The sequence below is a fragment of the Lysinibacillus sp. NPDC056220 genome (assembly GCF_049315265.1).
GTDB classification, from domain to species: Bacteria; Bacillota; Bacilli; order Bacillales_A; family Planococcaceae; genus Lysinibacillus; species Lysinibacillus pinottii.
Map to the genome: position 1 here is coordinate 1,037,509 of NZ_JBMOXD010000001.1, position 23,708 is coordinate 1,061,216.

Annotated in this window: 20 protein-coding genes, 2 riboswitches and 1 other annotated feature; of the genes, 12 read left to right on the forward strand and 8 right to left on the reverse strand. The window is 38.5% G+C overall.

Features of this window, described 5'->3' with window-relative positions:
* Window positions 1-49: 49 nt before the first annotated feature.
* From ACOZBY_RS04895 to trpB, 3 genes are all read left to right on the forward strand, one after another.
* Window positions 50-274: a transcriptional regulator gene (locus ACOZBY_RS04895; protein WP_031418437.1), complete on the forward strand. Its 225-nt coding sequence runs from the start codon at window positions 50-52 to the stop codon at window positions 272-274.
* A gap of 364 nt (window positions 275-638) precedes the next feature.
* Window positions 639-683, forward strand: a riboswitch (PreQ1 riboswitch).
* A 6-nt stretch (window positions 684-689) separates the two neighbouring features.
* Window positions 690-1,175: a QueT transporter family protein gene (locus tag ACOZBY_RS04900; protein WP_031418436.1), complete on the forward strand. Its 486-nt coding sequence runs from the start codon at window positions 690-692 to the stop codon at window positions 1,173-1,175.
* A 66-nt stretch (window positions 1,176-1,241) separates the two neighbouring features.
* Window positions 1,242-1,442: a binding site (T-box leader), on the forward strand.
* Window positions 1,443-1,501: 59 nt separating this feature from the next.
* On the forward strand, window positions 1,502-2,665 hold the full coding sequence (gene trpB / locus ACOZBY_RS04905) for a tryptophan synthase subunit beta (RefSeq protein ID WP_031418434.1): 1,164 nt from the start codon (window positions 1,502-1,504) through the stop codon (window positions 2,663-2,665).
* 181 nt (window positions 2,666-2,846) lie between these two features.
* Here the strand turns inward: trpB and ACOZBY_RS04910 are convergent, their stop codons facing one another.
* Complete coding sequence (locus ACOZBY_RS04910; protein ID WP_008176053.1) at window positions 2,847-3,800, reverse strand: L-threonine 3-dehydrogenase; 954 nt, start codon at window positions 3,798-3,800, stop codon at window positions 2,847-2,849.
* Window positions 3,801-4,148: 348 nt separating this feature from the next.
* Window positions 4,149-5,819 carry a HAMP domain-containing methyl-accepting chemotaxis protein gene (locus ACOZBY_RS04915; protein ID WP_422761625.1) on the reverse strand — a complete coding sequence of 557 codons (1,671 nt, stop codon included), beginning with the start codon at window positions 5,817-5,819 and terminating at the stop codon, window positions 4,149-4,151.
* Window positions 5,820-6,054: 235 nt separating this feature from the next.
* Here ACOZBY_RS04915 and ACOZBY_RS04920 point away from each other — a divergent pair, with 235 nt between their 5' ends.
* Complete coding sequence (locus ACOZBY_RS04920; RefSeq protein WP_239069399.1) at window positions 6,055-7,230, forward strand: FtsW/RodA/SpoVE family cell cycle protein; 1,176 nt, start codon at window positions 6,055-6,057, stop codon at window positions 7,228-7,230.
* Between the two features lie 275 nt (window positions 7,231-7,505).
* On the opposite strand, the gene ACOZBY_RS04925 is transcribed toward ACOZBY_RS04920, so the two are convergent.
* From ACOZBY_RS04925 to ACOZBY_RS04935, 3 genes are read right to left on the reverse strand one after another with little or no spacing between them, the layout of a single operon-like run.
* Window positions 7,506-8,858 (reverse strand): aspartate aminotransferase family protein, encoded by a 1,353-nt coding sequence (locus ACOZBY_RS04925; protein ID WP_375827878.1) that lies wholly within the window; start codon window positions 8,856-8,858, stop codon window positions 7,506-7,508.
* Between the two features lie 34 nt (window positions 8,859-8,892).
* The gene (locus ACOZBY_RS04930; RefSeq protein ID WP_036166826.1) at window positions 8,893-10,422 is read right to left on the reverse strand and encodes a CoA-acylating methylmalonate-semialdehyde dehydrogenase; all 1,530 of its coding nucleotides are present in this window, start codon (window positions 10,420-10,422) and stop codon (window positions 8,893-8,895) included.
* A 24-nt stretch (window positions 10,423-10,446) separates the two neighbouring features.
* The gene (locus tag ACOZBY_RS04935) at window positions 10,447-11,859 is read right to left on the reverse strand and encodes an amino acid permease (protein WP_012292681.1); all 1,413 of its coding nucleotides are present in this window, start codon (window positions 11,857-11,859) and stop codon (window positions 10,447-10,449) included.
* A gap of 233 nt (window positions 11,860-12,092) precedes the next feature.
* On the opposite strand from ACOZBY_RS04935, the gene ACOZBY_RS04940 reads away from it, so the two are divergent.
* Window positions 12,093-13,661: a PucR family transcriptional regulator gene (locus ACOZBY_RS04940; protein WP_036166806.1), complete on the forward strand. Its 1,569-nt coding sequence runs from the start codon at window positions 12,093-12,095 to the stop codon at window positions 13,659-13,661.
* A 47-nt stretch (window positions 13,662-13,708) separates the two neighbouring features.
* Here the strand turns inward: ACOZBY_RS04940 and ACOZBY_RS04945 are convergent, their stop codons facing one another.
* Window positions 13,709-14,503, reverse strand: a complete 795-nt coding sequence (locus ACOZBY_RS04945; protein ID WP_012292679.1) for a carbon-nitrogen family hydrolase — start codon at window positions 14,501-14,503, stop codon at window positions 13,709-13,711.
* Between the two features lie 96 nt (window positions 14,504-14,599).
* Here ACOZBY_RS04945 and ACOZBY_RS04950 point away from each other — a divergent pair, with 96 nt between their 5' ends.
* Entirely contained in the window at window positions 14,600-15,763 is a 1,164-nt protein-coding gene (locus ACOZBY_RS04950; RefSeq protein WP_422761629.1) for a pyridoxal phosphate-dependent aminotransferase, read from the forward strand.
* Between the two features lie 47 nt (window positions 15,764-15,810).
* Here the strand turns inward: ACOZBY_RS04950 and ACOZBY_RS04955 are convergent, their stop codons facing one another.
* Window positions 15,811-16,314: a PPC domain-containing DNA-binding protein gene (locus ACOZBY_RS04955; protein ID WP_422761630.1), complete on the reverse strand. Its 504-nt coding sequence runs from the start codon at window positions 16,312-16,314 to the stop codon at window positions 15,811-15,813.
* A 122-nt stretch (window positions 16,315-16,436) separates the two neighbouring features.
* A riboswitch (SAM riboswitch) is annotated at window positions 16,437-16,542 on the forward strand.
* 89 nt (window positions 16,543-16,631) lie between these two features.
* Between ACOZBY_RS04955 and ACOZBY_RS04960 the strand changes: the two genes are divergently transcribed.
* The 6 genes from ACOZBY_RS04960 to ACOZBY_RS04985 all read left to right on the forward strand — a co-directional run bounded on the left by ACOZBY_RS04960 (window position 16,632) and on the right by ACOZBY_RS04985 (window position 22,408).
* Window positions 16,632-17,462, forward strand: coding sequence for a MetQ/NlpA family ABC transporter substrate-binding protein (locus ACOZBY_RS04960; RefSeq protein ID WP_012292676.1), 831 nt, complete (start codon window positions 16,632-16,634; stop codon window positions 17,460-17,462).
* Window positions 17,463-17,566: 104 nt separating this feature from the next.
* Complete coding sequence (locus tag ACOZBY_RS04965) at window positions 17,567-18,592, forward strand: methionine ABC transporter ATP-binding protein (RefSeq protein WP_012292675.1); 1,026 nt, start codon at window positions 17,567-17,569, stop codon at window positions 18,590-18,592.
* Window positions 18,585-19,247, forward strand: a complete 663-nt coding sequence (locus tag ACOZBY_RS04970; protein WP_031418426.1) for a methionine ABC transporter permease — start codon at window positions 18,585-18,587, stop codon at window positions 19,245-19,247. The genes ACOZBY_RS04965 and ACOZBY_RS04970 overlap by 8 nt, the downstream gene beginning before the upstream one ends.
* A gap of 13 nt (window positions 19,248-19,260) precedes the next feature.
* The gene (locus ACOZBY_RS04975; RefSeq protein WP_036166791.1) at window positions 19,261-20,040 is read left to right on the forward strand and encodes an enoyl-CoA hydratase/isomerase family protein; all 780 of its coding nucleotides are present in this window, start codon (window positions 19,261-19,263) and stop codon (window positions 20,038-20,040) included.
* 14 nt (window positions 20,041-20,054) lie between these two features.
* Entirely contained in the window at window positions 20,055-21,215 is a 1,161-nt protein-coding gene (locus ACOZBY_RS04980) for an alpha-hydroxy acid oxidase (protein ID WP_031418424.1), read from the forward strand.
* Window positions 21,212-22,408, forward strand: a complete 1,197-nt coding sequence (locus tag ACOZBY_RS04985) for a CaiB/BaiF CoA transferase family protein (protein ID WP_012292671.1) — start codon at window positions 21,212-21,214, stop codon at window positions 22,406-22,408. Before ACOZBY_RS04980 ends, ACOZBY_RS04985 begins: the two co-directional genes overlap by 4 nt.
* A 98-nt stretch (window positions 22,409-22,506) precedes the next feature.
* Here the strand turns inward: ACOZBY_RS04985 and ACOZBY_RS04990 are convergent, their stop codons facing one another.
* Window positions 22,507-23,706 (reverse strand): glycine C-acetyltransferase, encoded by a 1,200-nt coding sequence (locus tag ACOZBY_RS04990; protein ID WP_012292670.1) that lies wholly within the window; start codon window positions 23,704-23,706, stop codon window positions 22,507-22,509.
* Window positions 23,707-23,708: the final 2 nt, after the last annotated feature.

Here is a 23,708-nt window from a genome sequence, read left to right on the forward strand (position 1 = left end):
ATATAGGTATTTTTGTAATTTAATGTTCTTGTTTGAGAGGTGTGGAATGATGAAAGAACAACTTATAAAAGCAATGCAGCGAAATCAATTTTTGAACATGATGTATATGGCTAAAGACGGCACAGTGTCACAAAGGCGTATCAAGATAATTAAAATTGTTGGCGGTTCCTTTCAGGCGTATTGTTTTACAAGGCAAGCCAAGCGCACATTTATGATTGATAGTGTATTGGCAGTTGTTCCAGTCATTCACAAGGAGCGTTCCGTTGTATGCTGAAACCTGAACAACGGCGACTATTTCATAAATTCTTAATTCTAGAAATGGCAGTCCAATCATTGCAACGTGATTTCCCTGTAATTGAAAATTTGTACTAAATACCGTCATTGGCTCGGTATCACAGCGCATCGTCTAACTAGTTCACTTTTACTTTCACCCTACGCAATTTCAACCTTCGAAACTTTCTTTTTACGTAAGTTGTTAGCAAAAAAAATTGCTGTTCCTTCTTCTGGTGTTAGCTCTAATTCCTGATAAATTGAATTCATGAGAAATACAATGAATATTTTAGCCGCTTTATTATTTTACACATTATTTACACATAGTTATTTACAAACCCGCATGAATACTGATATGATTGCACTTGCTCTACGTGGTTCGTAACCATCCCACGAAAAAAAACTAAGGAGAAATGAATATGAAAATAAAGTTTTTAGCAGCAAGTGGTATTATTGCAGCTCTATACATTGCTGTGACGATGCTTGTTGCACCATTTGGTTTTACAGAGGTGCAGTTCCGTGTATCTGAAATTTTTAACCATTTAGTGGCCTTTAATCCACGCTTTGCCGTTGGTATCATAATTGGAGTATTTATTGCTAATATCTTTTCACCACTTGGTATCTACGACTTAGTATTTGGTGTTGGACATTCTATGATTACATTGGGTTTGTTCATTTTGATTTGTAAATTTGTTAAAAATATTTGGGCACGCTTAATCATCAATACATTCTTATTTACTTGTACAATGTTTATAATTGCCTTTGAATTGAATTTAGCCTTAGAGCTACCATTCTTTTGGACTTGGCTAACGGTGGCAGCAGGTGAATTCGTTGTTTTAGCGGTGGGTGCACCTATTATGTATATACTCAATAAACGCCTTCACTTTAAAGAGATGATTGAATAGACGAGTCTTACAAGATTCGTCTTTTTTTCTTGACAATATTCTGAAAACATTCTACAATTCTTTCTAATAAATGCGAAGAAGAAGAGTAGTAGCAAGCATCGTTACTTAAAGAGAGCTGGTGGTCGGTGTAAACCAGTAGTACGTACTTGTGAATGGACTTCAGAGCAGCCTTACCCCAATGTAAGGCCGATTGGCTCCCCGTTATCGGAGTTAGAAAGCGCGCATCAATTGCGAATAAAGGTGGCACCACGGTTACTCGTCCTTTTTACAGAGGATTGGAGTGGCTTTTTTTTATGAAAAAATGAGCGTAGAGGAGTCGAGAAAAGATGAGTACAGTAGCAGAGAATAAAGGATATTTCGGAGAATTTGGTGGAAGCTTCGTTCCAGAGGAGCTTCAGCATGTATTAACTATTTTGGATGAAAATTTCCAAAAATTCAAAGATGATGCAGACTTTAATACAGAATTGAATTATTATTTCAATGAATATGTCGGTCGCAAATCCCCTCTTTATTTTGCAGAAAATTTAACAAAGCAATTGGCTGGCGCAAAAATATATTTAAAGCGTGAGGATCTTAACCATACGGGCTCACATAAAATCAATAATGTATTGGGTCAAATTTTATTAGCAAAACGTATGGGAGCAAATCGCGTTATTGCTGAAACCGGTGCAGGACAACACGGTGTGGCAACCGCTACTGCCTGTGCCATGTTCGGGATGGATTGTACTATTTATATGGGGTTAGAGGATACTAAACGTCAGGCATTAAATGTATTTCGAATGGAGCTTCTTGGAGCAAAGGTAGTAGCTGTTGATAAGGGGCAAGGACGTTTAAAGGATGCCGTTGATGAAGCATTCGCTGATTTGGTGGCAAACTACGAAACGACATTTTATTTATTGGGCTCTGCTGTTGGGCCGCACCCATTCCCCTCAATGGTTAAACATTTCCAATCAGTTATTAGCCGCGAAAGCCGCGAGCAAATTTTGGAGAAAGAAGGAAAACTACCAACCGCTGTCCTAGCCTGTGTTGGCGGTGGAAGTAATGCTATAGGGGCATTCGCAGAGTTTATTGCTGATAAAAATGTTCGTCTTATCGGAATAGAGCCAGATCAAGCTGCTACACTTAACGAAGGAACGCCTGGAGAACTGCACGGCTTCAAATGCTTAGTGCTACAGGACGCAGAGGGAAACCCTCTACCAACATACTCGATTGCCGCAGGGTTAGATTACCCAGGTGCGGGACCTGAGCACAGTCACTTAAAAACAATTGGTCGTGCAGAGTATGTTACCGTGACAAATGAAGAAGTCCTAGAGGCATTTCAGGTGCTATCGAAGGTAGAAGGTATTATTCCTGCACTCGAAAGCTCTCATGCAGTTGCCCATGCACTAAAACTAGCGCCTACTCTTACAACTGATGACATTATTATTATTAATATCTCAGGTCGTGGCGATAAGGACGTTGAGCAAGTTTTTCATATGTTAAATAAATAATTTAAACCTGAAAGAGCGATTTCCTAAACCGGAAATCGCTCTTCAACTTTCACTAATGATGTAATGTCTGCTGATCTTGAAACACAAGTATAAACGAATCTATTCCAATAAGAATATATATCCCCCATTTATTTCATAAAAAAAACGGATGAAGTCTATCACATCATCCGTTCAATCGCTATTATGAAATCGCTCTTTTATGCAGTTTAATTTTTAGCTTTTCTAACATATCTACCGTCATTTTAGACAAATCGTACTCTGCTTTAAAGCCCCACTCTTTTTGTGCCGCTTCAATATTTATTGAGTTTGGCCAGCTATCTGCTATTGCCTGACGAACTGGGTCAACCTGATAGTTCATTGTAAAGTTCGGTAAATGTTTTTTTATTTCAGCTGCGATTTGCGATGGTTCAAAACTCATTGCTGTTATATTAAAAGCATTACGGTGAACAAGCTTACTACCATCGGCTTCCATTAAATCGACAATTGCCTGTAAAGCATCTGGCATGTACATCATATCCATATACGTACCTTCTTGAATATAAGATGTATACTTACCTTGTTCAATCGCTTCGTAGAAAATCTCTACCGCATAATCAGTTGTACCACCGCCAGGGGGTGTTACATAAGAAATTAAACCTGGGAAACGGACACCACGTGTATCTACTCCAAAACGGCTGAAGTAATAATCACATAATAATTCGCCAGCCACTTTATTAACACCATACATAGTTGTCGGGCGTTGCAATGTATCCTGAGGTGTGTCTTCCTTCGGTGTAGATGGTCCGAATGCCCCTATTGAGCTTGGTGTGAAGAATTGCATATTTAACTCTCGTGAAACTTCCAAAGCATTCATTAATCCACCCATATTTAAATTCCAAGCCAACAAAGGATTTCTTTCAGCTGTAGCTGATAATAGTGCTGCTAAATGCATCATTGTATCAGCACCAAAGTCCTTTGCTAAATCATGCATTCTTTGTCCATCTGTAACGTCCAATATCTCAAACGGGCCCTCAGTATGGTCAAGCTTTCTAATGTCAGTAGCAAGTATATTGTCCTCTCCATAAATACTACGAAGTTTTTCTACAAGCTCAGAACCAATTTGACCAAGTGCTCCGGTAACCATAATTTTTTTCATTTCTCAAAACCTCCACATGTGAACAATTGTACTTATGGAAAGTACAAAAATATATTAACAAACATTGATTTAATAACACTTTCAATGAAATTCATTATAATGTGTTCGTTTTGAAAATACAACAATTATATTAAAAATATTCATAAAAGAAACATACTATCCCTTACTTCTCAGTATATGAACATTTTAAATTATTGTGCTACAAAAATATATCAAATACATTTGTATATTCACAGAGGACATATTTTAAAACTACCATCCAACAAGTTATTAGAGCAAATAAAAAGAATCCCCGTTGCTAACTTTACAAAGGAGATTCAATCGCCCATTAAGATATGAATGACTAAATTATATTGAAAAACGTTTAACGGCTATTTGTAGCACTTTTGATACCTTTCGTAATTCTTTAATATAATTATGGAAATGTTGCTGTGCTGTTAATTGATTGGCTGTTAAAGCAGCAACATGCTTTGTCGATACTGTATTCGTATCAGATAACGATGTCAACATAACCGCATCATCACTAACTTTTTTTGTATGATTGGCAATCTCTTGAACTGTAGAAGATACTTCCATAATATAAGGCTTGATTGTATGTACTTTTTCTAAAATTTGATCAAAACTGGAAGCCGTTTGTCCTGTTACAGTAACGCCTTTCTCGGTTGCCACTAGAACGCCCTCCATCATTTGCACTGCATAGCTTGAATCCAAATGAATGTTTTGTACAATGGATGTAATAGTTTGTGTAGAATGGACGGTTTGCTCCGCAAGCTTACGTACCTCATTCGCTACTACTGCAAATCCCTTGCCATGCTCGCCCGCTCTTGCCGCTTCAATAGATGCATTTAACGCCAATAGATTTGTTTGAGCTGTTATTCTTTCGATGACCTCTATCATTTGATCGATAGATGATGCTCGTTGAACTAAATTAAAAATGGCTGTATTGGATTTCTCGACAGCTTGCTTAATCGTCTGCATTTGCGCCAAGTTGGCCTGCACAATTTCAGTACCGCTCTCCGCATCTCTAGCAGTTTTGTGGGCGAAATTTTCCACAATTTGAATTTTCTCTAATATGACCTGTACATCATTTAAAACTTCTTCTAGTGATGATGTATTGGAGGCCAATTTATTAGTAGACGCGGCTGTTGAATCTGAAATAGACTGTACATCTTTAGCTATTTTTAATGTTGTTGTAGAGGATTCCTCTGAAGACTCCTGCAATTTCTCGGTCATTTTCTCCACTTCGTAGGCACTGTCCGTAACTGTATGGAGTAAACGTTTCACTTCTGTGACCATTTGATTGTAAGAAAGCACTACCTCACCTAGCTCATCATGAGCCACATAACTTGCATTGGCAGTGAAATTACCCTGTTCAGCTTGCTTTAATAATGATTTCAATTGTCGTGTAGGTACATTGACTGCCTTTGTTGCTATAAATCCTATAATAATAACTAGCATCACAACTGTTAAACACACCCCACCAAGCAGCCAATAACCAAATTGTACATCTTCTTGATAGGACTGTTGTTGGTCTTTTGCTCGTTGAACAAGATAGTTTTGAGTTTCTTCTAATAATGTATGAATTTCCTGACTTATTGGTAGAAACGTCTGTGAATAAAATTTCTCTTGTTCACTTTGTTTCAATTGCTGGTAGCCCTCAATCTTTTCTCTCTGCTTTCCTAGCAAGGATTTATACTTATTAATTTGATGACTCATTTTTTTATCAATTTCTTGCCCTTTTAAATGGTCTAACGGCTTATCCACGTCTTTTAAAATGGCTGACATTCTTTTATAATCACCATCAGAATCAACGATAAAATCTAATTGACGTTGCGATTCCTCCAGCTCATTTAGCCATCCAATTGGAACAAGCCCCTGTTTGTAACTCTCACTTGCATGCCACGACATTTTTCTCAAATAATCCACACTAAATACACCTAGCAATACATTCGATAATACACAAACAATCATAAGTACAAGTAACTTGTCCTTCACCTTAATGAAACGAAAAAAATGCATGATCTCTGGCTCCTCCTCCAACTCTTACCAATAATGATAGTATGAAGATATAAAGCCAGTGTTATATTTTTGTAAAGATTAGACGAAGAATTAAGAAATTATGCCCACTCACTCATCCCATATAGGTAATTTACCGTACAAATCAACATGTACAAATATCCTTTATTTGCATCATGTAAATAGTTGCAACCTTCCACACATTACCAGCGTTTATAATATTAACTATAGAAAGAAGGTGTTACATTTGTCGCAGCTTAAGAAATTGGATGGAAGTTTAGTTGTGAGCCTCTTTTTCATTGGAGGTTTTAGCTGTCTTTTTGTCCATTCTAGCAGTGTCAATTTCGGACAATATACCAGTTCCTTCATTATGAAGCAATTTATCTTTTATCTCATTGGGTTTATGATCATGTTTGGGATTTCCTTACTTGATATTGAACAATTAAAAAAGATTGGATGGCCGTTTTATGGATTAGCCGTAGCATTAACTGCTGGACTCATAGTAGCACCAGAAAGTATTGCACGGACGATAAACGAGGCTAAATCTTGGTATCAAATACCATTTCTAGGCTCCCTTCAGCCATCTGAGTTCTTAAAATTCGCCTTTTTAATTGTTGTGAGTAAAGTCATTATCTCTCATCAAGAGAAAAATGGACGCCCCTCTTATCTAGCTGATTTATGGCTATTAGTAAAAATCGGACTCATCGTCCTTCCTCCATCGCTCCTTGTTTATAAACAACCCGACACAGGCATGGTTATGTTATACATGGCAATGATTCTACCCATGATACTTTTTTCGGGTATTCATAGAAAGTTACTGATTGTGTTTACGGCCATTCCTCTAGTTCTTATCAGTACAGTTGTAGTACTTTATGTCAGATTTAATGATTTTTTCACGGAAAAAATTTTAGGTGCCCTATCAGGACATCAAGTATCTCGTATTTATGGTTGGCTGCAGCCTTATGATTACATAGATTCTTCGTTTCAAGTACGCCAGGGCTTTTTAGCCATTGGATCGGGTGAATTTATCGGAAAAGGCTATCTGAATAACAATGTTTATGTACCAGAAAAACATACTGATTTTATTTTTTCTACTATTGCTGAGGAATTAGGGTTTGCTGGCGGTGCATTCGTCATTGCTTTACTGTTTTTTGTCATCTACAGAATTGTGCTTATTACAGTTGAAGCAAAAGACCCTTTTATGACATTAATGGGCGCAGGAATATCAAGCTTATTAGCCTTCCAAATTACTCAAAATATTGGCATGACCCTTGGACTTTTACCAGTCACGGGAGTTACTTTGCCTTTTTTAAGCTACGGGGGCAGCTCACTTTTGTCAAATTTCATGCTAATGGGAATTGTCATGATTATTCATAAATCCTATAAGGGGTATATGTTTAAAAGAGAAGACTAAGAGATGCAAGTAGAGAAGGATTTTCTCTACTTGCTAGATAAAAAGGGATTATTCTGATTGATTGTTCGTTTAAAAAGAAGTAATTAAAAGAATATCCCTCGCCAGGACACTTTTGATAGATAATTATCAAAAAAAATTTTATAAACTACAGTTCACCTTTTTCCAGTATTATTTTACATAAATTGATTGTTATTTTATTGATTGAACCTTTTTCTGATTTCATAAAAAGGTTCTAAAAGCTCTTATTTAGAGTCCTTTAGAACCAATAGTATTTATTAAAGCCTCTTTAAACTCTCAACGACCACATCAAGTATGCGCTGAAGATCTGCTTGCACAATATTTAGTGGTGGTGATAGTGTCAGAACATTATTAAAGCCGGCTACTGTTGCCCCATTTTTCCCAATAATCACCCCTTGTTCTTTGCATGCAGCAATAACAGCATTTACCTTCTCCACTGGTAAAGGTTCTTTCGAGACTTTATCTACTACTAACTCAATCCCAATTAATAAACCTCTGCCCCGCACATCTCCTACATTCGGATGATCCTGTAAATTTTCTTGCAATGTTTGTAATGTGGCCTTCCCCATCTCCTTGGAGCGGTCGAACAATGCTTCTTGCTCTAGAATTTCAATATTTTTTAATGCAACTGCACATGCCACTGGAGAGCCCCCAAATGTATTGACATGGCGGAAATAGCCATAGGCATCTGTGCCAGTGAAAGCCTCATAAATCTCACGCTTTACGGCAGTTGCTGATAATGGTAAGTATGCACTCGTAATCCCTTTAGCCATTGTAATAATATCTGGTTTCACACCATAATTCATAAATCCAAATGGCTTACCTGTTCGACCAAAGCCACAAATAACTTCATCCACTATCATTAAAGCACCATGCTTTTTACATACTTCCTCTATGCCTTTTAAATAGTATTCAGGAGGCATAATGACGCCGCCACCTGTAATAATTGGCTCTAAAATCATGGCTGCAATCGTATCACTCAGTTCCCATGTCATCGTTTTATCGACAGCCCTTACGCTGGCTAAATCTAATGGCGCAATAGCATCATCTTCATGTTCACGGTATTGATCAGGCGGTGCAACATGGATAAAGCCAGGAGACAGAGGCTCGTATTTATATTTCCGTTCCGCTTGCCCTGTTGCTGCTAATGCCCCAAAGGAATTTCCATGGTAGGCGCGGTAGCGAGAGACAATCTTATAGCGGGAGCTTTGCCCTTTTTGCTGGTGATATTGTCGTGCTATTTTAAAAGCTGTTTCATTCGCTTCTGATCCACTATTAGAGAAGAAAATAACGTACTCCCCACCAAGCAAGTCATTTAGTTTTTCAGCTAGCTGTACGGCTGGTAAATGTCCCTGCGATAATGGTGCATAGGCATTCTTCATCATTTGCTCATGTGCGGCATCTGCCAGTTCCTTACGTCCATAGCCCACATTTACACACCATAGCCCAGCCATGGCATCAATATATTCGATGCCATCTGTATCTATTATTCTTGCACCATCTGATTTTTCCACTACATAGGTTGCTTGTGGATTGTAGGGTTTCATTGAATGCCATACATATTGCTCATCCTTTGTTAAAACATCACTTTTAAGATTGATCTGTGTCATTGCCGAACACCCTCTCATTTATTTTTTCAGTAGATTAGCTTTTTGCATCGTTATTACTTGGGAAGGCAAAGGAGCTTGTCGCATCTTCCATTTCATCTGGCCAACGCTCCGAGATTGTTTTAGCCTTTGTAAAAAATCTCGCTTGATCCGGACCAAACATATGCCCTTCACCAAACTTAGAGCGCTTCCATCCCCCGAAATTATGGTAGCCGACAGGAATTGGAATCGGTACATTAACCCCTACCATGCCCACTTCAATCTCTTCTTGGAATTTACGAGCTGCTGCACCACTGCTGGTAAACATCGTTACACCATTACCAAGTTCATGGTCATTAATTAATTCAATAGCTTCTTGTAATGTCTCTACACCCACTACTATGCGGGCTGGACCAAATACCTCCTCTTTGAAGATAGTCATATCAGGCGTAATATTATTGAGTAGTGTTGGTCCAACATAAAAACCATTAGATGTTTCGCATACTTTAGGATTTCGTCCGTCAATGACAAGGTTTGCCCCCTCAGTAACAGCCCCATCAATATAGCTGATAATCGTTTCCTTCGATTGTTGGCTAATAACTGGACCAAAATCGACATCATCTTCTGTATAAGGACCTATCTTTAGCTGTGAAATCTTCTGCTTCAATATGTCTGTAAAACGCTGCTCGGTATCTTGACCAACAACAAGCGCTCCAGAAATCGCCATACAGCGCTGTGATGCTGCCCCGTATGCAGCACCTAAAAAGGCGTTCGCAGTTTGCTCCAAGTTGGCATCTGGCATAACAATCATAAAATTCTTACCACCACCAAAAGCAGCCACACGTTTATTATGCTTTGTTCCCGTTTGATAAATATATTCGGCTACTGGCGTAGAGCCTACAAAGGAAATGGCTTGAATCTCTTTGTTTTCTAGAAGCTCATTGACCGCTTCTTTATCGCCATTCACTACTGTCCAAATACCATCAGGGAGTCCCGCCTCTTTCCATAATTGACTTAAAAATAATGCAGAATGAGGAACACGTTCAGATGGCTTTAAAATAACAGCATTCCCTACTGCCACAGCCATACTTGTAATAGCTAAAGGGACCATAACAGGGAAATTAAAAGGCGCAATCGTTGCCACTACACCGAGTGGTGATTTGGCAGAAAAAGCATTAATATTGCCACCTACATTGACGGAATACTCCCCTTTTAGTAATTGTGGGGCACTAATCGCCATATCTACCGATTCAATCCCTCGAATAATTTCGCCCTTCGCATCCTCTTTAGTTTTCCCGCTTTCCTGACAAATCACTTCAATAAGCTCTTCCTGCTTTGTTACTAACAATTGACGGAATCGATGTAAAACCTCAACCCTCTTCCCAATGGACATCTTTTTCCATGCAGGAAAGGCTTCCTTAGCCTGTTGAATGGCCTGCTGTACTTCATCTTTTGAAGCAAGCGGTACTCTCGCTATCGTTTCACCTGTTGTTGGATTATACACATCTGAAAATCTCCCACTAGTACCAGCTACCTCTTCCCCTTTGATAAAATGTGTTAGCGTTTTCATTTTTTGTTGTACTGTCATCATTTAACCTCTCCTTACATGGGATTATTGTTCAAAATCAAATTCGTCTTTGTTAAAAATAGAGCTTGATTCATCGACCTGTTTTATCACCTTATTTCTTTGCGTAAGTAAATAAAAAATCATGACCACGGCAACGACAACACATGTAAATAGAATTTGTGAGCGCATAGACTCAATAAAGAACATGGCCATTAATAAGGCAGTTGTAGCTACTATGGTGAAATACGTTAGATAAGGAAATAGCCACATCTTCACCTTCAGTAGCTCAGGATTTTCGCGTTCAATCTTTCTACGCATTTTCAATTGTGAAAAGGCGATGATTAAATAAAGAATCAAAGTAATAGCACTACAAGAGCTTAGCAAAAACATAAATACTTTATCAGGTGAAACATAATTCATAATAACGGCAATATAAGAGAAAAATGTTGCGGCTAAAATTGCATTCACTGGTGCACCATTTTTATTTAATTTTAAAAAAGCTTTCGGTGCCTCCCCCTTCTCTGCTAAAGAAAATACCATTCGTGATGTTGCATAAAGTGCAGAATTTAAACACGATAGCACAGCTGTTAAAACAACAAAATTCATAATTTGTGCAGCGGCAGGAATACCAATATAATCTAGCACTGCTACATAAGGGCTTGTTAAAATATCAGAGGAGTGCCAAGGCAATAACGTCACAACAACTGTTATTGAGCCTACATAGAAAATTAAAATGCGCCAAGTAATCGAATTCGTAGCTTTTGTGACAGCTGCTAACGGTTCATCTGACTCACCAGCAGCGATAGCCACAATCTCTGTCCCCATAAAAGAAAAAATAACAATGACAACACCCATTAATACAGCGCCAAAGCCGTTTGGTAAAAATCCACCCTGCTCAACTAGATTCGTCAGACCAACAGCGTTAAAGTTTGGTGCTATACCAAAAATAATAAATGCGCCTAGACCTAAAAAAACTACTATACTTGCAACCTTAATAAGAGAGAACCAATATTCAAATTCGCCAAAGGCTTTTACAGAAAGAACATTTGTTAAAGTAAGTGCTACTGTTAAAAGTAAACTTAAGAGCCATAAAGGAATTCCGTCATACCAATATTGAATAATCGCCGCTGCTGCCGTTGCCTCTAATGCGATAGCAATGACCCAGAAAAACCAATACAGCCAACCAATCATAAAGCCTGCCCATGGACCAATTGCTTCATGTGCATAGTGTGCAAACGACCCACTTGTTGGATTGACAGCCGCCATCTCACCTAGCATACGCATCACTAAGATGACAATAATTCCTGCAAATATATACGATAAAATTGCTCCTGGACCCGCCAAGTTAATGACTGAGCCACTGCCCATAAATAAGCCAGCCCCAATTACACCCGCTATCGCGATCATCGTCATATGCCGTTTCTTTAATCCTCTTTGTAAATGCGTTTGTTGCTCCATATCTGACACCTCTTTTATTAGATTGGATTATCGCTTACAAAAATCTTACATGTTTCATATCGTTGAAGTAATAGACAAACTGTAAATTTCTATACAATTGTTTTAAACATAATGTAAAATAGACTAAATATTCTTAAAATATTACTTTATTTAGTTTTCTAGCTATTTAATAACAGTAAACATCAATAATAGATAAAAAAGTCATAAAAGATGTTTCCAAAGGAGGAGCTATATTGAGCCAATTCCAACTTAAAGTACTTCATGTTTTAGAAAATAAATACTTTCAGAATGCAGAGGTAGTTGCAGGTCATGAGGGGTTATTAAGAATCGTAAAGTGGGCACATGTTCTTGAAATAGTCCATGTAGATAATTTTTTAGTTGGAGAAGAGTTGGTGTTAACGACGGGGATCAGTCTTCAACATGGCATTGAAGATTTTATGACGTTTATTGAATCCTTAATTGAAAAAAATTGTGCTGCCCTTTGTATTGAGTATGGCTCTTCTATTCAAGCAGTTCCAGAAGCAATACTTGCTATTGCAAATCGTCATCAGTTCCCGATTATTGTTTTTCATGAAGCAGTTCCTTTTGTTCGCATTACACAGGATTTACATAGTCAAATTATAAATCAGCAGTATTTAATGGTTTCGACACTAGAATCCTACTCACAAACTTTAAATAAAAATACGGTGTTAGGACAAAATACGGAAGACATCTTACAAAATATGTATATCGAATTAAAAACACAAGTTATGTTTTCTATTAAGGGACGGGAACCCGTCTTATATCCTAATATGACCAAAAGTAAACGCCAGCAATTATTAGCATTGAATAAATATGCTCAGCAATTTAAACATGAGCCCATCTATATTTTTGATCAGCATTATGCAGATTTAACCTTATTCCGTGAAGATGGTCTATTTTCAGAGTTTGAATTATTAATTTTAGACCGTACAGCAACAGCATTAGCACAATTATTAATGCGAGAGTTCTATATTGAGGAGAAAAAGAATATTGAGGACGCCTCGATTTTAGCTGATTGGATCGACCAAAAGCTATCCAAGGAAGAAATCTATAAATTTATCGTTTCCCACTATACCAACTTTTCACAATCTAGTGGCGTTGTCTTTATTTTGGCCACTCCTAGTACAGTCATGAAAGCGCAGGAGGATATTGTCTATAGTAAACTTTATTACCGTAATCTCTTTGAACAGCATGGCTTTATCCCGTTTTTATTCGAAAGAAAAAGCTATGTCATTTTTATTTTACTTCATGCCAAAGATTGTCGAGCGATTCGTGAAATACTAAATAGCATCTTCACCTCGCTTCCTAAAACTGAATTTTATAAAAAACAGCAAACTCAAGAGTTTCAAATAGCAGTTGGTAAAGTTGTTGCAGATGTACAAGATATCTTCAAAAGCTATCAAACTGCTTTAGAAACATTATATATTTGCCGCAAGGTGCAAGCTTCATCATTCTTTTACGACGATTTGCATTTGTATCATTTAATTTATAAATTACAAATGCAGGTGAATTTAAAGGAAGTTATAAATGACTATTTACAGCCAGTTATTGAGTATGATGAAAAATATAACAGCAAGCTCCTTGAAACATTACAAGTCTATTTACAATCAAACGGCTCCAAGCAGCAAACGGCTAACCAATTGTTTATTGTTCGTCAAACACTGTATCACCGCTTAAAAAAGCTTGAAAGTTTACTCGGAGAAAATTTCATGAAGGGTCATAATCGCATCACTCTAGAATTTATGCTCCTTGCAAACTCCTTAATTGATGACAAGAGTTAAAAAATAGGCACGTTCAAGAGGCCTCTCCCCTTCAACGTGCAATCTCATTATCCTTTCACCACAACATCTTGATAAAGTCCTGGTCGACGATCATCGTATACAGGAATTCTTCCACGTACTTCATCAACTATGGAGAAATCCACATCAATTACTGCAACTTCCTCGTCTTCAGCACCAACCCAAAGCACTTCACCCCATGGCTGAATAATCATCGATTGCCCATTAAAGTTTTCTACTTTTCTCGAAATACGGTTAACTGCTATAACAAAGCATTGGTTTTCAATCGCTCGCGCTTGCAGCAATGTTTTCCAATGATCAATTCTAGGTGTCGGCCATTGAGCTGGTACAAACAGCACCTTCGCTCCTTGGAGGGCATGTGCACGTAACCACTCAGGGAAACGAATATCATAGCAAATGACACCAGCCGCTTCAATTGGTCCTAGCGCAAATCGATTCATATCATCTCCAGCCTCTAAATAAAGATGCTCGTCCATTAAACGAAAAAGATGTGCCTTGCTATATTCCCCAACAAGTACTCCATTGTTATCAAATGTATACATCGTATTGTAAAACTTGTCGTCCTTTTTTATGGAAACGGAGCCACCGACAATATGTACACTAAGCTCCTTCGCTAAGTTAGCTAAAAATACTTTTGAACGCTCACCATTAACATCCGCCAATTCTGGTAGTTTCTCCAATGCGTAGCCTGTATTCCACATTTCCGGTAGCACAATAATTTCTGCCCCTAGTTTTGCTGCTTCACGAATCTTGTCCTCCGCCCGTGTAAAATTTTCTTCTACTTTGCCGAAGCCAATGTTTAACTGAATACAACCGATTTTCATATTAATTCCTCCTATAGACAATTAACAAAAAAAGTAATACTATTTGCTTCATATTCTTTAATAATAATTATTATATTCTGAAAAAGGTGATCATGCATGGAATTCTCGAAAAAACTACAGCAATTACCCACTCAATTTTTTGCGGCGCTTGTCCAAAAAGTAAACAATGCCTTGGAAGAAGGACGCGATGTGATTAATCTTGGTCAAGGAAATCCCGACCAGCCTACGCCTACTCATATTATTCAAGCATTACAGGGAGCAGCTGAAAATCCTCAAAACCACAAATATTCGCCATTTCGTGGTATCGCCGAACTACGTCAAGCGGCTGCCGACTTTTATAAACGGGAATATGATGTGGAGATTAATCCCGATACTGAAGTAGCGATTCTTGGTGGCACAAAAATTGGTCTTGTTGAGCTACCTTTGGCTGTGTTAAATCCAGGGGATACAATGCTATTACCAGACCCTGGCTATCCAGACTACTTATCAGGTGTTGTATTAGGTGATGTAAATTTTGAAGTGTTGCCACTTTTTGCTGAGAATCATTTCTTACCTGATTATGATGCCCTACCTAAAGAAGTTAAGGAAAAGGCCAAGTTACTGTACTTAAATTACCCAAATAATCCTACGGGTGGTACAGCAACACTTGAATTTTTTGAAGAAACTGTTCGCTTTGCTAAGGAGCATAATATCATCGTATCACATGATTTTGCATATGGTGCAATTGGATTTGATGGCAATAAGCCTATTAGCTTTTTACAGGCCAATGGCGCAAAAGAAGTTGGAATCGAAATGTACACATTATCAAAAACTTATAATATGGCAGGTTGGCGTATAGGCTTTGCTGTTGGTAATGCTGATTTAATTGCTGCGATTAATCTTATTCAGGATCATTTGTTTTGTAGTCAATTTCCAGCTATTCAACAAGCAGCAGCTATTGCTCTTACAACTTCACAGGAATGTGCAGATGAGCTAAGAGCTACCTATGAGCGTCGTCGAAATGTTCTAATCGAAGAAGCGCATAGAATTGGCTGGCAAGTAACAGCACCAAAAGGCTCCTTCTTTGCCTGGCTCCCTGTCCCATTAGGTTTTACAAGCGAACAATTCGCCGATATATTGCTCGACAAAGCTGATATTGCAGTAGCCGCAGGTAATGGCTTTGGTCAATATGGGGAAGGCTATGTGCGTATTGGCTTGCTTGTAAGCGAGGAACGTTTACGAGAGGCCATCCAAAGAATTGAGCAATTGAAATTATTTTAACATGTAACCATATAGAGTCCTGTAGCTTTCACTAGCTACAGGACTTACTATTTTTCAATTTTCCTTGGAAAATCTAACCCATGTTCTAATGGATAAAATTGTACGTGACCTGTTTCATCATCCATCTGACGGATATGCTGAATGCCTTGCACTTCTGCCAGTACTACATCTGCTGTTATGACGATATTTCCGCCCTTTATAAAATGACCGCCTGAAACCACTCCCCATTGATCACTCATGGAACCATGGAAATGCGTTTCATATCCTGCATCACGCTTACAAACCACTCCTGAACCTTGGATAAACTCGAGTGGCCCCTCTTTCTCTACCACATCACTAAATCGAACTTTAATGTGGGAGGTTTCATCGGGTACTAAATAAACAAAGCTACTTTTTTGAAAACTACCAATACAACTAATAATGGTTGCTGAATCAATATTATTCTCTTCACAAAGTGCCTCTATTCCTTCAATGATGTCTGTCCCCATGAGAAGACGTGCACTAATCACCTTACCAAATGAACCTATGCCATAATTAACTCTTACTGGCATTCTTCCCCCTCCTTCGCGACAAAATATTATAACAATATAAAAAATTTCAAAAATATTTATTGACTTACTATACCCTATAAATTATATTAGTTCTATCGGAAATACAAAAATATAATATGAATCTCTTATCAAGAGTAGCTGAGGGACTGGCCCTATGAAGCTCGGCAACCTCCTTTTATGAAGGAAGGTGCTAAATCCTGCAAACGAAATTCGTTTGATAGATAAGAGAGGACTTTTTTTCATGAGCCTCTCTTAATTTATAAGAGAGTTTTTTTATTTTCAAAAAACCGATAAAACAATTTTGGGAGGTAGTTTTCATGAAGAAGAAAAATAAATTTTTAGTAGGTTTAGCAAGTCTTACATTAGTAGCAGCACTAGCGGGCTGTGGCTCTAAAGAAGATAGTACAGGAAAAAGCGACGCTATCGATGAAAATAAAATTGTCGTGGGTGTCACTTCAGGACCTCATGAGCAAATTGCAGAGGTAGCTGCTAAAGTCGCAAAGGAAAAGGGGCTAGAAGTAGAACTAAAATCTTTTTCTGATTATGTTTTACCCAATACATCCTTAGCTGAAGGAGATCTTGATGCAAACAGCTATCAGCATAAACCTTTCCTCGATACTTTTAATAAAGATCACGATACAGATTTAGTACCAGTTGGCAAAACAATTTTAAATCCTATGGGGATTTACTCTGAAAAATATAAATCATTGGATGACGTTCCTGAAGGCGCAACATTTGGCTTACCGAATGACCCAACAAATGGAGCGCGAGCTCTCTTTGTTTTACAAGAGGCAGGCTATATTAAATTAAAAGATGGAGCGGACTTAACAGCATCTGTTCGTGACGTGGAAGAAAACAAAAAGAATTTAAAATTCATAGAATTAGAAGCCGCACAAATTCCTAAGCAGCTTAGTGAAGTAGATGTAGCTGCTATTAATACGAACTTTGCGCTGGAAGCTGGCATTAATCCACAAGAGGACTCTATTCTTTTAGAATCTACTGACTCTCCATATGTGAACTACATTGTCGTTCGTGCTGAAAATGAAAATGACCCAACAATTAAAAAATTCGTTGAGGCTTACCAGTCTGATGAAGTGCGCCAATTCATTGAAGAGGAATTCAAAGGTTCTGTAATCCCTAGCTGGTAATACATGCCAAAAGCTGATATAAGGCTGAGAATCTGCCAATTGTCCACTATGGAAATCGCGCAGATTCTTGCTTTTTAGAAGCTAAGAAAGGAGCAAGTAATCTGATGATTCAATTACAAAATATATCAAAAGAATATAAGACGAAAAAAGGCAGTATTAAGGCAGTGGACGGAATTAATCTTCATGTAAAAAAAGGACAAATTCATGGTGTAATTGGGTATAGTGGTGCCGGTAAAAGTACGCTTATTCGTTGTGTTAATTTACTAGAGCGTCCCTCAGCAGGCAAGGTTTTGATTGATAATGTGGATATTACTACCCTTTCACTTCATGACTTACGTCAAACACGGCAAAAGATTGGCATGATTTTTCAACATTTTAATCTCTTAAAGACAGCAACAGTTTATAACAATATTGCGGTTCCCTTAAAGCTACTTGGTTATAACGAAACAGAAGTCCAAAATCGTGTGGCTAAATATGCCGAAATTGTAGGTTTAACAGAAAAGCTAGATAGCTACCCCAATCAGCTTTCAGGTGGACAAAAGCAACGTGTCGCAATTGCACGCGCTCTAGCGCAAGAGCCAGAGATTTTACTTAGTGATGAAGCAACAAGTGCCCTTGATCCTGAAACGACAGAGGCCATTCTTGAACTATTGTTAAAAATTAATCGTGAATTAGGAATTACAATCCTACTGATTACACATGAAATGAATGTTATTCAGAAAATATGTGATGAGGTATCTGTTCTAGAGGCCGGGAAAGTAGTTGAATTTGGTACGGCTATTGAGCTCTTTGCAAAGCCCCAACACCCTACTACAAGAAAGTTTTTAAGTACCATTTCACAGCGTAACTTAACTCCTTCTCTTATTGAGCAGCTAAATGTTTCAGGTAGCGTCATTCGTTTAACATTTCTTGGGGAAAGTACTGGGAAGCCATTATTAGCTGAAGTCAGCAAAGTATATGATGTACAACCAAACATCCTAACAGCCAATATTATTGAATTAAAAAACGGCATTGTCGGTAATATTGTGGTGCATTTAAACGGAGAGCCAAGCATTGTTCAAAAAGCGCTAACCTATTTTGCAGAGAATGGCGTTACTGTTGAAGAGTTAGGAGGAGAATTCCATGAATAATTTCTTTCATGATTGGTCTGAGGTTATTGGCAAAGCAATTATCGAAACATTTCAAATGGTCGGAATTTCATTATTCTTTTCCATTCTAATCGGTATACCTTTAGGTCTTTTAATTGTTTTAACACGACCTGGTCAATCCTTTGAAAATAAATTTTTCTATCAATTATTTAATTTAATCATCAATATTATCCGTTCAGTGCCATTCATCATCTTACTATTCTTCATTTTACCTTTTACAAAGGTTATCGTCGGTACAACGATTGGTGTTAAAGGCGTTATTGTTCCGCTTGTAGTTTATACAGCTCCTTATATTGCAAGACTGATGGAGTCAGCGCTTTTAGAGGTTGATTCTGGCGTTATCGAAGCCTACACAGCCATGGGTATTAAACGTCGCCATATCATTTGGCATGTATTATTACGTGAAGCACGCCCATCCATTATTTTAGGCTTAACGATTGCTACAATTGGATTGATTGGCGCAACAGCAATGGCGGGAATGGTTGGTGCTGGTGGTTTAGGCGACCTCGCTTACCGTTATGGTCATTTACGCTACGAGGTAGATGTCATGTATGCAACGGTGTTTATTTTAATCATCCTTGTACAAAGCATACAATCCATAGGCAACCGCATTTCAGCCAAATTGAAGAAAGACTAGGGGGAAGATATCCATGGCAACTGAGATTTATGTAGAGAAAAACGGCTATATCGCAACGCTAGTGTTAAACCGTCCCGACAAACGGAATTCTTTATCGAGAGCAATGTTCCAAGCGATCATAGACGAGCTAGAAGAGTTACGTACAGATATGTCTATCAAGCTATTAATTGTACGGGGTGTCAATGAAGTCGCCTTTTCCTCAGGCGCAGATATTAGTGAATTTTTAGATATCCGCTATGCGTCAGATAATGCTAAAGCCTATAATAATCTAGCTTTAAAGGCCATTGATGTCCTCTATAAATTTCCACATCCTACGATTGCCATGATTCAGGGCTTAGCGATTGGCGGCGGCTTAGAGTTAGCCAATGCATGTGACTTTAGATTGGCAACACCAAAGAGTAAGCTTGGCATTACCGCTGCGAACATTGGGATTGTCTATAATCTTGAAAGCACTAAACGACTTATAAATATTGTGGGTGTCGCGAAGGCTAAAGAGATTTTATACACAGCAAACATTTTTACAGCGGAGGAAGGAAAAAGCATTGGTTTGATTACTGCCCTTCATGAGCCGCAGGAAATTGAAAATGCCACTTTGCATTTTGCAGAGCATCTTTTAAAGAAATCACCTATTGCCAATGCAGGTAGTAAAAAAATAATTCAAGCTATTGTGGATGGTGAAAATGAAGAGAGTGATGAACTGGCTCAATTGATTCTCGATTCATTTAGTTCTGATGATTATAACGAAGGTATTCAAGCTTTTTTAAATAAAAGAAAGCCTATTTTCAATAAATAAGTGAGGTAGTAACGATGACAAATACAACTGATGGTGACCTACTCTTAAAAAATATCACTGCCCAAGCGCCCTTCCCCATTTGCTTTGCAGATTTAGAAAAAGCAGTAGCGGAAAAAATTCCCGCCGGACCATTCGGCTACATTCGCTCAGGAGCTGGCGGTGAACAAACATTACGCAATAATCGTTCAGCTTTTGAAAAGTACTCCATTGTTCCCCGTTTTTTAAATGATGTTTCAAACGTTCATACATCCATTAATTTATTCGGAAAAACATATCCAACACCATTGCTCTTTGCACCTGTAGGCATGAACGGAATGGTTCACGAGGAAGGTGAACTTGCCGCTGTACGCGCTGCCCAGCAATTAAATATGCCCTATATTCAAAGCACAGTCTCCACCTATGCACTCGAAGATGTTGCCGAAGCTGCCCCTTCAGCAACAAAATGGTTTCAATTGTATTGGTCTACAAATGAGGAAATTGCATTTAGTATGGCCGCACGAGCAGAGTCAGCAGGCTTTGAAGCCATTGTTTTAACAGTCGATACAGTAATGCTTGGATGGCGAGAAGAAGATGTACGCAATCAATTTTCACCATTAAAGCTAGGCTACGCAAAAGGAAATTACATAAATGATCCTGTCTTTATGGCTTCTTTGCCTAATGATTCATTTGAATCGTATGTACAAGGCGTCTTGCAAAATGTCTTCCACCCTACACTCAATTGGGAGCATGTTCGTGAATTAAAACGGCGTACAAATCTCCCTATATTATTAAAGGGAATTCTACATCCTGAAGACGCAAAGCTAGCAATTGTAAATGGGATTGACGGTATTATCGTATCGAACCATGGCGGCCGACAATTAGATGGTGTTATTGGGTCACTTGATGCCCTTCCCTCCATCGTGAGTGCTGTCAAAGGACAAATCCCTATAATTTTAGATAGCGGTGTATATCGCGGGATGGATGCCTTAAAGGCGCTTGCTTTAGGAGCTGATGCTGTGGCAATTGGGCGGCCCTTCATCTATGGTCTAGCCCTTGAAGGACAACAGGGTGTCGAAAGAGTCATGACAAATATCTATGATGAATTAAAGGTTTCCATTGCATTAGCAGGCACAACCTCCATCGAAGGGTTACGTACGATTACATTAGTCAAAAATGATGGGATTGAGGTCAAATGAAACAAGCATTAGACGGTTTAAAAGTTGTAGATTTATCTCAAGTTTTAGCTGGCCCTTATTGTACGATGGTCTTAGCAGATATGGGCGCAGAAGTCATAAAAATCGAGAAATATCCAAACGGAGACGACACCCGAGCAATGGGTCCGTTTATTAATGAAGAAAGTCATATGTATATGATGGTTAATCGCAATAAAAAAGGTGTTTGTATAAATTTAAAAACGCCAGATGGTTTGGCTTTATTCAAAGAGCTTATCCAGTCTGTAGATGTGCTGGTGGAAAACTACCGGCCAGGTGTTACGGAAAAACTAGGTATTGATTATGATACTTTAAAGGCTCTTAATCCCGGACTCATTTACTGCTCTATTTCTGGGTACGGACAAACGGGTCCTTATAGCCAAAAAGGTGGCTATGATATTATGGCACAGGGTTTAAGTGGCTTAATGCATATGACTGGCGAAGCGCAGGGTCGGCCTGTAAAAGTTGGCTTTGCTGTCAATGATATTGCTGCTGCCCAAACGGCCTTACAATCTATTTTAATGGCCTATATTTATAAGCTACGCAGTGGCGAGGGACAATATATAGATGTCTCTTTAGTAGAGTCAGGGCTTGCTTGGACTGTTTGGGAGGCTGCTGCCTACTTTGGTCAAGGCGAATTACCAGAACGAACAGGAACTGCCCATCGAGTATCCGCACCCTATCAAGGCTTTAAAACACAGGATGACTATATTTTATTAGGTGCTGGCAATCAAAAGCTGTGGGAAATCTTTGCGACAAAGGTTGTCAAACGTCCTGATTGGTTAGACAATCCCCTCTTTATTACTAACTATTCACGTGCCCAACATGTGAAAGCTTTAGAGGTAGAAATAGAGAGCGAATTAGCGAAACATCCAGCGACCTACTGGCTGGAGCTTTTAGATGAGCACGGCGTACCATCCAGCCCAATCTATTCCTATGACCAAACATTGAATGATCCCCATATTTTAGAGCGTGGCATGGTCTTGTCTTATGACCATCCGACTGCTGGGCCAATGAGGACATTAGGTTTCCCAGCAAAATTCTCACGCACACCGGGACAATTAACTAGTGCAGCGCCCACTTTAGGACAGCATAATGAAGAAATTTTGCAGGCATTAAACATCACTGATCATGAAGTTCAACAGCTAAAAAAAGCGCATGTAATTAGCTCAAAATAAGTACCCCTTTATTCTAAAGATCACTTTATAGAATTTAATTGGAACGAAGCGCTCGTTTTAAAAAAGGCTACCTCAGCTGTGGAGGTAGCCTTTTCGTATTATTGAATTACACCTAGTTCACGACCAACTTTTTCGTAAATTGCTAACGCATTATCAAGCATTTCTTTTGTATGAGCTGCAGTTGGCATATTACGAACACGACCTGTACCTTTAGGAACGGTTGGGAATACGATTGATTTCGCATAAACGCCTTCTTCAAATAAGCGTTTTGAAAACTCTTGTGTCAGCTTTTCATCTCCAATAATACAAGGAGTAATTGGTGTTTCAGATTCACCAATATTAAAGCCAAGCTTCTCTAGTCCCGCTTTTAAATAGTTACCATTATCCCACAGCTTATCGTGAAGCTCTGTAGAATCAATTAGCATTTGTACAGCAGCTGTAATGGCTGCCACATCACCTGGTGGTAAAGCAGTTGAGAACAAGAATGGACGAGAGCGAACTTTTAACCAATCAATTAAATTCTTCTTACCAGCTACATAGCCCCCTACAACACCAATTGCTTTTGATAGTGTACCAATTTGGAAGTCAATCTCTTTTTCAAGTCCAAAGTGCTTCACAGTTCCTTTGCCTTTACCAGTTACACCTGAACCATGTGCATCATCAACATAAGTAATTAAATCAAATTCTTTGGCAATTTCCACAATCTCCGGCAATTTAGCAATGTCGCCATCCATTGAGAATACACCATCCGTAATAACCATCACTTTATTGTATAAACCAGATTCTTTTGCCGCTTTTGCCTTGGCACGTAAATCATCCATATCTGAGTGATTAAACGCAATGATTTTCGCCTTAGATAAACGACAACCATCAATAATAGAGGCATGGTTTAATTGATCAGAAAGTATTGCATCATTTTTATCCATAACAGCTGAAATAGCTGCCATGTTACAATTAAAGCCAGATTGATAAGAAATAGCTGCTTCAGTTCCTTTAAATTCAGCAAGCTTTTCTTCTAATTTAACGTGTAAGTCCAGTGTCCCGTTAATGGTACGAACAGCACCTGCCCCAACACCATATTTTTCAATCGTTTCTTTGGCAATACGCTTTAATTCTTCATTCGTTGCTAAGCCTAGATAATTGTTAGAAGATAAGTTAACAAGATTTTTGCCACGTACCTGTATTATCGGGCCATTTGCACCCTCTACTGGATCAATTTCATTGTATAAGCCTTGTTCATGTAGGGCTTGTAGGTTTTCGTCTAAAAATGCATTCAATACTTTTGACAAGCGTATCATCC